The sequence below is a fragment of the Streptomyces sp. Act143 genome (assembly GCF_003143935.1).
Lineage (GTDB): Bacteria > Actinomycetota > Actinomycetes > Streptomycetales > Streptomycetaceae > Streptomyces.
The window spans coordinates 4,283,778-4,294,032 of sequence record NZ_QFRX01000001.1 but is presented as its reverse complement, the minus strand read 5'-3'; the positions used below and the strand labels follow the sequence as shown (position 1 = coordinate 4,294,032).

The following is a 10,255-nucleotide window of genomic DNA, read 5'->3' as shown; positions in this document are numbered from 1 at the left end:
ACTGCCGTACGGCTACTCGGCCTTGATGGCCGACAGCATGTTCAGCCTCGCCGCGCGCCGGGCCGGCCACAGGGCCGCGAGGACGCCGACGAATGCCGCGCCGAGAAGGAACAGGGCCATCCGCCCCCAGGGCAGGACGAGTTCGTACGTCGCCATCTTGGTGCCCAGCAGCTCACCGGCCGCCCAGCCGAAGAACACGCCCAGGCCGATCCCGAGCACCCCGCCGAACAGGGAGATCACCAGGGACTCCAGGCGGACCATCCGCTTGACGCCCTTGCGGTCCAGGCCGATCGCGCGGAGCATGCCGATCTCCTGCGAGCGTTCGAAGACCGACATGGCCAGCGTGTTGATGACCCCGAGGACCGCGACCAGGACCGCCATGGCGAGCAGGCCGTAGACCATGTTGAGGATCAGCGTGAACATCTGCGCGATGTCGTCGGACACGTCCTGCTTGCTCTGGATCTTGATGGCCGGATTGGTGCCGAGTGCCTTCGCCAGCCTGTCCTTGGTCGCGGCCGAGGCGCCGTCGGACGTCTTGACCATGACCTTCATGTCGGCCGGGTCGCTCTGGTGCGGGGCGAGAGCCGCGGTGTCGAGCAGGATGCCGCGGATCAGCTCGTTGCCCTCGTAGACCCCGGCGACGGTCAACCGCTGCGCCTTGCCGTCCTCGTAGTGGACGGTGAAGTCCGACCCCGCCCTCCAGCCGTAGTGCTCGGCGGTGTCCGCGTCGACGACCACCTCGGTGCCGCCCACCTTGAAGGTGCCGTTGTCGACCTCGAGGTCGGTGAGCTTGCCGATGGCGGAGCCGTTGACGCCGGTCAGGTACTCGGTCTCGCCGTCGATGCGGGAGGCCGCGTTGCGCAGCGGGGTGGTGGCGGTGACGTCGCCGACCCGCTTCAGCCGCTGCTCCACGTCCGGGGACAGCTCGTTGCCGTTCGCCATGGAGACGACGTAGTCCGCCTTGACGGCCGCCGTGGCCATCTTGTCGATGGACTTCTGAAGGCTGCCCGCCATCACCGTCATGCCCGTGATCAGGGTGAGCCCGATCATCAGCGCGGACGCGGTGGCGGCCGTACGACGGGGGTTGCGGACCGAGTTCTGCCGGGCCAGCTTGCCCGCCGTGCCGAAGACGCGGAGTACCGGCGCCGCGGCGGCGATCAGCGGGCGGGACAGCAGCGGGGTGAGGATGAAGACGCCGATGATCAGCAGGACCGCGCCGATGCCCATGGGGGCCTGGCCGTCCGAGCCGTTCATCGTGGTGGCCGCGAGGACGACCGCGACACCGGCGCCCGCGAACAGCGCGCCCAGGGTGTTGCGCAGCACCAGCGACTTGGTGGTGGCCCGGGCGTGCACGCTGCTCATCGCGGCGACCGGGGGGATCTTCGCGGCCCGGCGGCCGGGCAGCCACGCCGCCAGCATGGTGATGAGGATGCCGACCGCGAGGGCCGTGGCGACGGTGCCGCCGGAAATGATCAGCGGGCCGTCCGGGACGGTCGCGCCGAGCGAGCCCATGAGGGACTTCAGCCCGACGCCGATGCCGATGCCCGCCACCAGGCCGGTCACACCGGCGACCGTGCCGACGACGAACGCCTCGACGAGCACCGACCGGGTGACCTGGCGCCGGGAGGCGCCGACCGCCCGCAGCAGCGCCAGTTCCTTGGTGCGCTGGGCGACCAGCATGGTGAAGGTGTTGGCGATGATGAAGGTGCCGACGAAGAGCGCGATGCCCGCGAAGACCAGCAGCATCTGACGGAAGCTGCCCATCTGGGAGGAGATCAGCTCGGCCTGGTCGTCGGCGAGTTCCTTGCCGGTCGTGGTCTCGACGAGCTTGCCGGGCAGCGCCTTGTCCAGCTCGGCCTTCAGCGCGGCCTGGGTGATGCCGGACTTCGCCGCCACGTCGATCTCGTCGTAGACGCCGGGCTTGTCGAACAGCCGCTGGGCGGTGGCCGTGTCGAACAGGGCCAGGCTGCCGCCGGCCGCGACATTGCCGTCGTCGGTGGTGAAGATGCCGGTGACGGTGGGGGTGAGGACCGGGCCGTCGACCGAGATCCGGACCGTGTCGCCGACCTTGTACCCGGCGCGCTCGGCGCTCTTGGAGTCGAGCAGCACCTCGTTCGCGCCGTGCGGGGCGTGGCCGCTGACCAGCGGGTAGCGGGGGTCCTCGGTGCCGGAGTAGTTGCCGCCCTCGGACTGCCAGCCGTCGCCGAGGAGGTCGCCGTCCTTGTCGGCGATGGCGGTGAAGCCCTTGACGACACCGATCGCGGAGGCGGCGCCGGGGACCTCGGCGCTCCGGTCAAGGATCGCCTGGGTCAGCTCGGGCGTCTTGCCGACCGTGTTGCCCCTGCTCTCCTGGTAGTCGGCCCGGACCGCCACGTCGACGTGGTCGAAGCCCTTGGCGGAACTGTTCTGGTAGGCGCGGGAGATGGTGTTGGTGAAGACCAGCGTCCCCGACACGAAGGCCACGCCGAGCATGACGGCGAGCACGGTCATGAGCAGCCGGGCCTTGTGCGCGAAGACGTTGCGCAGGGCGGTGCGGAACATCAGGAGGTACGGCCCTTCGCGTCGAACTGCTTCATGAAGTCCAGGACGTTGTCGGCGGTCGGCCGGTACATCTCGTCGACGATCCGCCCGTCCGCGAGGAAGACGACGCGGTCGGCGTAGGCGGCGGCCACCGGGTCGTGGGTCACCATGACCACCGTCTGCCCCAACTCCCGTACGGAGTTGCGGAGAAAGCCCAGCACCTCCGCGCCGGAGCGCGAGTCGAGGTTTCCGGTCGGCTCGTCGCCGAAGATGATGTCGGGCCGGGAGGCGAGCGCGCGGGCGACGGCGACACGCTGCTGCTGGCCGCCGGAGAGCTGGGAGGGCCGGTGCGCGAGCCGGTCCTTGAGCCCCACCATCTCAATGACGCGTTCCAGCCACTGCTTGTCGGGCTTGCGGCCCGCGATGTCCATGGGCAGCGTGATGTTCTCCAGCGCGGTCAGGGTCGGCAGCAGGTTGAACGCCTGGAAGATGAAGCCGATCTTGTCCCGGCGCAACTTGGTGAGCTGCCTGTCCTTCAGCGTGCCGAGTTCGGTGTCGCCGATGCGCACGGAGCCGGAGGAGAAGGTGTCGAGCCCGGCGACGCAGTGCATCAGGGTCGACTTCCCGGAGCCGGACGGGCCCATGATCGCGGTGAACTCGGCCTGCCGGAACTCGACGGAGACCCGGTCGAGGGCGACCACCTGGGTCTCGCCCTGTCCGTAGATCTTCGACAGATCCGTGGCGCGTGCGGCCACGGCGGTGGTCCGGCCGGCGATGGGTGTGGTGGTCACGGGTGGGTGCTCCTGACGGGACGACGACGTGTTCGGGGGACGTGAACCATCGTCTCCGTGGCTTCGCGCCGTGTAGTCACCCGCTGATCCGGTTCCGCGTACCGACTCGGGTCTGACCGCGCCCGGCCGTGTCATACCTGGGGATGACGGCGGCCCCTGACCGGAGCTCGCGTCGAGAACGGGTGGAGCCCCCTGGTTGAGGCGGTGAAATTCCGTCATTCCGCATGCGCGGGCGGGCCTCGCGCGTAAGGCTATTGGCAAGTGCGGATGGCTTGTTCCACGGGCTGATGCACCCTCAGACGTCAATAAAATAAGACAACATCGGTCCGCCCGTCCGCTGTTCGAGGGACGCGCCCCGATAGGCTCGGGACCTCGATGCGGAGCCCATGGCCTGCCCGGATGGTGGAATGCAGACACGGCGAGCTTAAACCTCGCTGCCCCTCGCGGGCGTACCGGTTCAAGTCCGGCTCCGGGCACTTCCATGCCTTTGATACCTGACCTGGTGAAAAGGCCGGGACACGCGCTCCCCTTTTCGTGTCGCTGGCGCACCGCTGGCGCACGCCTTCTCTACGTTGCCGTCATGGCGTACGTGAAGGCGATGGAGAACAAGGACGGGGTGGTCACGAGCCACCGCGTGAAGTGGCGCCTCGGGGGCGCCCGCAACGGGATGTGGCAGAGCGAGCTGTTCGACGGCGACGAGGCTGGGGCGGAAGCCGCGAGAGTCTTCTGCCAGGCCGTCAACGACAACGGCCAGCAGTGGCCGCTCGGCTGGGTGAAGGGCAAGGGGTACATCGACCCCGAGGCGGAGGTACCGGCCGAGGACCGCTACCGCTTCCGCACGTTCGCCCTGGCGATGTTCGAGACCAAGACCGGCATCCAGGAGCAGTACCGCAAGGACTGCGTCCGCGACCTCGAGCGCTGGGTGTTCCCGACGTTCGCCAACTGCGACGTGCGTTCGGTGGAGCACTTCAACCACGACACGGTGCAGGCGTGGGTGAGGTCGCTGGAGAAGACCCGGGTCCACAAGGGGCGGGCGCCGAAGAACGGCGCGGCGAAGCTGCACCCGATGTCGCCGAAGACGATCCGCAACCTGCACGGGCTGCTGTCGGCGGTGCTGCAGAAGGCGGTGCAGGCCGAGCCGCCGCTGCGGGACCGCAACCCGTGCGACCTCACCTCGCTGCCGCGCACGGACGACGACGGCGCCGAGGGCGAGGACATCGAGTTCCTCACCCCCGACGAGGTGGACGGCGTCATCCAGTGCATGGAGCGCCGCTCCGACCAGCTGCTGGCGCTCGTGAAGTACGGCACCGGCATGCGCTGGGGCGAGGTGTCGGCGCTGGCCCCGGAGTGCCTGGTCGACTGGCGGACGGCGAAGCCGATCATCCGAGTCAAGCGGGCCTGGAAGAAGGACGGCAACGGCGGCTACTACATCGGTGTGCCGAAGTCGAAGCGCGGCCGGCGCAGCCTGCGAGTGTCCTCGGCGGTGGTGGACGCCGTCGAGGAGCTGGGCGGCTACGACCACGCCGACCCGAGCCGGCTGTACTTCACCGGCGACCACGGCGCGCGGCTGCACTACTCGACGTTCTACGACCGGTGGCAGCGGGCCGTGCAGCGGGCGAAGGAGGCCGGTCTGCTGCCGAGCCACAAGAACCCGACGCCGCACGACCTGCGGCACTCGCACGCCGCGGTGCTGCTGTCGGAGGGCCGCGGCCTGACCTACGTGCAGCGCCGCCTCGGGCATGAGTCGATCAAGACGACGTCGGACACGTACGGGCACCTGCTGCCGGAGGCCGACGACGACGCGATGGAAGCAATCGACCGGTCGCTGAACCGCGGCCGCACCGACGGAGGCGGCGGACCTTCGGTGGCGGGCGGCCGGGGCCGGCCCGCGGTGCCCCGGCAGGCGGGCAGCACGCTGTACGTCGCCGTCTTCCCCGACCGGCACCAGGAGGCGTTCTGGCGGCCCGAGATCGCCCGTCTGGTGGCGGAGGTGTGGAAGCTGGAGCACCGCCAGGAGGTGAGCGTCGAGGAGCGGCTCGCGTCACTGTGGGCGGCCCGCCACGGCGGCCTGGACGACGTCCACGAGCTGATGCCCGCCCGCGCTCGCATCTGGTCCCTGGGGCCGATCGTCTACGGCCCGGACGGAGAGGAGCTGGTGGCCGCGCCGGGCGCGCACGAGCTGGCCGAAGCATGGGCGTGGCAGTGGGAAGAGGCCTTCACGGCGGAGCCGGTGAGCTGGTATGCCGTGCACCGGCCCGGTCCCGCCGCACATACGGAGGCGGCGGCCTGGGGGACGGACGCCAAGCAGGTCAAGGCGGGCTACGTGAAGGCTCGGGCGAAGGCGCTGCGGATCTGCACGCAGCACCCGGAGGCGGCCGGGGACCCGGTGGGTCAGGCGGAGTCCTGACGCTCGCCGGAGCCGTCGACGACGGAGAGATAGGGGCGCGGGCCGCGACGATCCGGGTAGGAGCGTCGCGGCCCGTGCACAGTGCCGGCCTGTCCGACAGCGATGGCCGGGCGGGGGGCTTCCTCAGGCAGGCGTGCCTGCGCGTCGTCCAGCACGGCCTCGTTCCACTCGCGGCACAGTTCCCGGTATTCGCCCTCGATCTGCATGCGCCGCTCTCGCTCGGCTGCGGCCTCTTCCCTGGTGATGTCGACGCGAGCGTAGGCGCTGGCGATCCGCAGTCGGGTGGTCCACTGGGTGCGTTGGAAGGTTTCCTCACGCTCGGCCAGCGACTTTTCCCGGGCTTCGAGGACCCGCTCGCGCTCGTCGTGCTGGCGCGCCATGGCCTTGAACAGCGCCCGCATGCGCTGTTCCTGGCGGATGGTGTACCGGCGGATGAACGCCGCCGCGGCGGCGGTGGCGCACACGATGGGCAGGACGCACCCTGGCTCGATCGGAAGGTCGACGTCGGTCGTGGCGAGAGTGCCTACTCCCACAGTGCTGACGCCGACGAGGGCGATGGTTGCCGTGGGGCTGGAAGGGCGCTGCATGGGTCCCCCGTCCTACCTGGCGACGGCTCTTCCCCCGGCGTCGCCGTCCTCGTTCTGGTCTGCCTCGCGCTGTAGTCGTACGGCCTCGGCGATGCTGGAGATGAGCATCTTACGGACGAAGGAATGGGTGATTCCGAGCATGTCCGCGATCGCCTCCGGGGAAGGCGGCTGGGCGATTGACACTACCGGCTGATTTGTGCGTTTGGCGCGATCGGGTCTGTTTCTGTACCCGGCCGTGTCGAGGAGCAGGTCCTCGTCGACCCCGAGGGCTGCTGCCAGGCCGCCGATGTTCTCGGCCTTGGGGAGGGTCTCGCCGCGCAGCATGCGGGCGACGGCCCACACGCTCATGCCGGCGTCCTCGCTCAGTCGTCGTCGTCCGGTTCCGCCGGGTGTGAGGTCGTAGGGCTCCGGCTGGGCCCGTGCCGCAAGTTCGGCTACCAGCCTCCCCAGGGCGACGGGACCGGTCAGCTCCTCGGTCCGTTCGGGTGATCCCTTGCTCCGCATACCCCGAAGGCTACTAAGCCCGCAACCGGGGCGGCAGGGGCGTGCATGGGTGCACAAGGTGCAGGTGATCGCCCTTGTGCCACATCAGCGCAGGTTGTGTTCACCAGTGACCAGGGCGTGCGCCCAAAAAATCACATTATTGATCCCCCTCGTGTCGGGCTTGTGTGCACGGATGCACATGATCTAGCTTGTGCATGCACGCACATAGGGCGTGCATGCACGCACACGAAAGGAGGGGCGCGTTGCTCCGCCTGGACACAGAACTCCTCAAGGCGAGGGCCGCCGAGAAGGGCGACCTGACCCACGAGGAGATCGCCCGCCGAGCCGGGATCGACAGAAGCGTGGTCACCCGGGTCTTCAACGGAAGCGTCCCGACGCTGCCCAACGTGACCGCCATCGCCTGGGCCTACGGCATCGCCCTGGACGAACTCGTGCCCAAGGCCGAAGACGCGGTCGGGGTACCGGCATGAACACCGCCGTCCGCCGCCAGACACGGCCCCACTGCATCTGCACCGTGGTCTGCAACTACGACTACGACCAGGCCGCCGAGAAGCTCCGCTGCAAAAAGCGGTTCCTTCAGGACCGCATCAGCTTGCTGCCGCACCAGAAGCTCGGCGAGTCCGTCGCGTTCTGCGACTGCGACCTGCGGGTCGTCCAGTCGATGTTCACGGTCGTCCCGGACGAGATCTGGGAGCGGCTGCTGAACCCGCAGCCGGACCAGGCGCCGGTATCCGCGCCGCCCTCGCTGCACTCCATCAAGCCCGCCGGGGCGCGACGCCCCAGCGCCGCCGCCGTCAGATGACGGCAACGGGGCCGCCCACGACCCTCGCACGGTCCGGGACGACCCCGCCACCAGGAGAAATCCTCATCAACGCCGAATTGAGGAAACCCCGTTGGACAGGAACCTTAGCGGAGAAGCGGCAGCCGCTGCCGCACTCGCGCACCTGCTCACCGACCACCCCGAACTGGGGTCGCTGATCTGGACGGTGGGCGAAACGCCTGGCGTTCTGACCGGCCACCAGATCACGGAGACCGGCCACGGCGAGATCGTCGACACGTGCGCCGAGGTGATGGGCGGCCACGTCGCCCGCACCTCGAACCACCGCAACGTCGGCGGCCAGGGCATCGCCCAGCTCGTCGCCTTCTACGACGACGTCCCCGTGAAGGTCTGGGTCAGCTACCCGCTGCCGAACAACACCCTCAACGCCGCCGAGCTGCGCCGCGTCTTCACCGGCCGTCACCTCGGCACTGTCGCTGACCTCGAAGGCGGTGACGAGAAGTGACCGAGATCCTCCAGACCATCGTCGGCATCGCCGCCGTCGGCTCCTTCCTCGTGCTCCCGGCCGCCGTCGTCGCCCGCCACCAGGTGGAGACGCACCCCGAGCGCCCGGCCCAGCCCGAGGACATCGACGCGTGGGGCGGTGAGGCCGCATGACGCACGACCACAACCCGCGCCGCTGCCACCTGTGCGGCACCTTCCGCAACGGCTTCGTCGGCATGCGGGTCCGCAAGACGCTCGTCGCCCAGACCCGCAGCAACGGCGAGAACGCGGGGGAGGCCAAGTGAGCAGCACTGCGGCCGACCACCGCGCCATCGCCTTCAAGCTGGAGTCGCAGCGCGGCACCGAGTTCCTCGTCCACGTCTACCCCAGCTCACAGAGCGGGCAGGCCGTCGCTCGCGGCATCTGCACCGGCAAGTACCCGTCGTACCAGCCGGCCGGTGCCTTCCAGGCCATCGCGTCCCAGCACGACGACGGCACCGCCGTATGGGCGCGCTACGTCGACGGCCTCGACCTGCCGCCGATCGCGCGGGAGATGACCGTCCGCGTACCCGACTACGGCACGCAGCCCGGTTACGAGGGCGTACGCCTCGTCGAGGTAACCATCTCGGCGCGCTGCCCGCGCTGCGGCGGCCCCCGCGGTGCCGTCCGCAAGGACCACTTCGTCCGTGACGGCGCCCGCATGGTCCGGGACGCGTGGCACAACGGCTGCGGCCACCAGGACGACTACCAGGCGGTGTTGGCCGAGGCCGCCCGCCGCGCCAAGCAGGTGACCAAGACCGCCGAGCCGCAGCCGCGAGGCGGCGAGATCGAGCCCGTCCAGGGCGGCCGGTACGAGAAGGCGGTCCGCCTCATCGTGGAGGCCCTCAAGGCAGCGCCGTGGGCACGGGTCCGGGTCGCCGCCCGCCTCCTGGAGGAGAACGGCGAGCGGGAAGCCGCAGACGCCGTGCGGCAGTTCATCGGGGCCAGCGCGACCCGCAACAACACGTCGGCCAGGGCCGTGGCCCGCTACCTCGTCCACCTGGACAGCAACGCCGCCGCCGACACCAGCACGGGGGGCCAGAAGTGACGACTGCACCTGACCTGTTGTTCGACGTCGCCGACCTGCCGCCGGTGGGTCTGCCCGAGGCCCCGGCTGCGCGGCTGCTGCTGCCCTCCGGTGACCTCAACGACCCGGCCTATCGCCGTATGTGGGAGGCCATCCGGCTCGACGGGATCGGCGGCTCCGACGTCGCCGGCATCCTCGGGCTGGCCGGGAAGTACAACAGCCCGCGCCGCGTCTTCGAGGAGAAGCACGGCCGGTCGACGTTCCAGGAGACCGAGCCCGCCGAGATCGGCCGGGAGATCGAGGACTTCATCGCGATGATGTTCGCGAAGCGGTCCGGCCTGGACATCGCGATGCCTCCGGGCACGCTGCAGAACCTTGAGCGGCCGTGGATGCGGGCCAACGTCGACCGGTACGTCATCGGCTCCGACGGCTGCCCCGTGGTGCCGCTGGAGTGCAAGAACCGCAGCGAGTACCAGATCGACGACTGGGAGGACGGCGTCCCGGACGCCCCCGCGATCCAGTGCTACTGGTACATGGCCGTCGGCGGCTGGAGCCACGGCTACGTGGCCGCGCTCGTCGGCGGCAACAAGCTCCGCTGGCACCGGCTGGAGCGGGACGAGGAGATCATCGGCGAGCTGGTCGAGCACTGCGAGCAGTGGTACCAGCGGCACATCGTCGAGGGCTTCCCGCCCCCGGCTGACGGCCTGGAGGACACCGAGAACCTCCTGGCCCGTCTGTGGGAGGTCCAGCCCGAGGCGGTCGCCGAGGTCGACGCGGCCACGGCTGACCGGCTGCTCGGCGAGCACGAGCGGCTGACGGCGAAGGCGAAGGCCGTCGCGGACGAGGTCCGCGCGGTCGAGAACGAGATGCGGCTGATCGCCGGTCCGAACGAAGTCGTGAAGGACCCCACGGGCCGGGTCGTGTGGACGAACAAGCAGAACTCGACGTTCGCACCGAAGCGGCTGACGGAGGCGCGGCCCGATGTGGCGGAGCGCTTCACGGTGATGAAGCCCGCCATCGACACGAAGGCGCTCGCGGCCGAAGAGCCCGAGATCTACCGCCAGTTCCGCGCCCGCCAGCTCCGCCCCGCCAAGACCGCGAAGAAGAAGGCCGCCTGAC

The 10,255-nt window shown here is 69.8% G+C and carries 12 protein-coding genes and 1 tRNA gene; 9 read left to right on the top strand and 4 right to left on the bottom strand.

The window, feature by feature from the left end:
• Positions 1-12 precede the first annotated feature (12 nt).
• Together DI272_RS19310 and DI272_RS19305 are read right to left on the bottom strand one after the other, a co-directional pair.
• Positions 13-2,541, bottom strand: coding sequence for an ABC transporter permease (locus DI272_RS19310; protein WP_109496571.1), 2,529 nt, complete (start codon positions 2,539-2,541; stop codon positions 13-15).
• A complete protein-coding gene (locus DI272_RS19305) occupies positions 2,541-3,311 on the bottom strand; it encodes an ABC transporter ATP-binding protein (protein ID WP_109496570.1) in 771 nt (256 codons plus the stop codon). Before DI272_RS19305 ends, DI272_RS19310 begins: the two co-directional genes overlap by 1 nt.
• A gap of 393 nt (positions 3,312-3,704) precedes the next feature.
• Here DI272_RS19305 and DI272_RS19300 point away from each other — a divergent pair.
• Positions 3,705-3,787 (top strand) — tRNA-Leu (locus tag DI272_RS19300).
• A 104-nt stretch (positions 3,788-3,891) separates the two neighbouring features.
• Positions 3,892-5,718, top strand: a complete 1,827-nt coding sequence (locus tag DI272_RS19295; RefSeq protein WP_109496569.1) for a site-specific integrase — start codon at positions 3,892-3,894, stop codon at positions 5,716-5,718.
• Here DI272_RS19295 and DI272_RS19290 read toward each other — a convergent pair.
• Entirely contained in the window at positions 5,703-6,305 is a 603-nt protein-coding gene (locus tag DI272_RS19290; protein WP_109496568.1) for a hypothetical protein, read from the bottom strand. The genes DI272_RS19295 and DI272_RS19290 overlap by 16 nt on opposite strands.
• Before the next feature lie 12 nt (positions 6,306-6,317).
• Positions 6,318-6,809: a helix-turn-helix transcriptional regulator gene (locus DI272_RS19285; RefSeq protein WP_109496567.1), complete on the bottom strand. Its 492-nt coding sequence runs from the start codon at positions 6,807-6,809 to the stop codon at positions 6,318-6,320.
• 242 nt (positions 6,810-7,051) lie between these two features.
• On the opposite strand from DI272_RS19285, the gene DI272_RS19280 reads away from it, so the two are divergent.
• From DI272_RS19280 to DI272_RS19260, 7 genes are all read left to right on the top strand, one after another.
• Positions 7,052-7,279 (top strand): helix-turn-helix transcriptional regulator, encoded by a 228-nt coding sequence (locus DI272_RS19280; RefSeq protein ID WP_181387249.1) that lies wholly within the window; start codon positions 7,052-7,054, stop codon positions 7,277-7,279.
• On the top strand, positions 7,276-7,611 hold the full coding sequence (locus DI272_RS19275; RefSeq protein WP_109496565.1) for a hypothetical protein: 336 nt from the start codon (positions 7,276-7,278) through the stop codon (positions 7,609-7,611). Before DI272_RS19280 ends, DI272_RS19275 begins: the two co-directional genes overlap by 4 nt.
• Positions 7,612-7,702: 91 nt before the next feature.
• Positions 7,703-8,092 (top strand): hypothetical protein, encoded by a 390-nt coding sequence (locus tag DI272_RS19270; protein WP_109496564.1) that lies wholly within the window; start codon positions 7,703-7,705, stop codon positions 8,090-8,092.
• Positions 8,089-8,244: a hypothetical protein gene (locus tag DI272_RS44565; protein WP_181387248.1), complete on the top strand. Its 156-nt coding sequence runs from the start codon at positions 8,089-8,091 to the stop codon at positions 8,242-8,244. The genes DI272_RS19270 and DI272_RS44565 overlap by 4 nt, the downstream gene beginning before the upstream one ends.
• Positions 8,241-8,375, top strand: coding sequence for a hypothetical protein (locus tag DI272_RS45390; protein ID WP_258314607.1), 135 nt, complete (start codon positions 8,241-8,243; stop codon positions 8,373-8,375). Before DI272_RS44565 ends, DI272_RS45390 begins: the two co-directional genes overlap by 4 nt.
• Positions 8,372-9,157: a hypothetical protein gene (locus tag DI272_RS19265; RefSeq protein WP_109496563.1), complete on the top strand. Its 786-nt coding sequence runs from the start codon at positions 8,372-8,374 to the stop codon at positions 9,155-9,157. The genes DI272_RS45390 and DI272_RS19265 overlap by 4 nt, the downstream gene beginning before the upstream one ends.
• Positions 9,154-10,254, top strand: a complete 1,101-nt coding sequence (locus tag DI272_RS19260) for a YqaJ viral recombinase family protein (RefSeq protein WP_258314606.1) — start codon at positions 9,154-9,156, stop codon at positions 10,252-10,254. The genes DI272_RS19265 and DI272_RS19260 overlap by 4 nt, the downstream gene beginning before the upstream one ends.
• Position 10,255: the final 1 nt, after the last annotated feature.

What these genes read in the sequence shown, in the direction of transcription:
- DI272_RS19310 (WP_109496571.1), bottom strand. Translation starts at nt 2,541, where the DNA reads ATGTTCCGCACCGCCCTGCGCAACGTCTTCGCGCACAAGGCCCGGCTG.
- DI272_RS19295 (WP_109496569.1), top strand. Translation starts at nt 3,892, where the DNA reads ATGGCGTACGTGAAGGCGATGGAGAACAAGGACGGGGTGGTCACGAGC.
- DI272_RS19290 (WP_109496568.1), bottom strand. Translation starts at nt 6,305, where the DNA reads ATGCAGCGCCCTTCCAGCCCCACGGCAACCATCGCCCTCGTCGGCGTC.
- DI272_RS19285 (WP_109496567.1), bottom strand. Translation starts at nt 6,809, where the DNA reads ATGCGGAGCAAGGGATCACCCGAACGGACCGAGGAGCTGACCGGTCCC.
- DI272_RS19275 (WP_109496565.1), top strand. Translation starts at nt 7,276, where the DNA reads ATGAACACCGCCGTCCGCCGCCAGACACGGCCCCACTGCATCTGCACC.
- DI272_RS45390 (WP_258314607.1), top strand. Translation starts at nt 8,241, where the DNA reads ATGACGCACGACCACAACCCGCGCCGCTGCCACCTGTGCGGCACCTTC.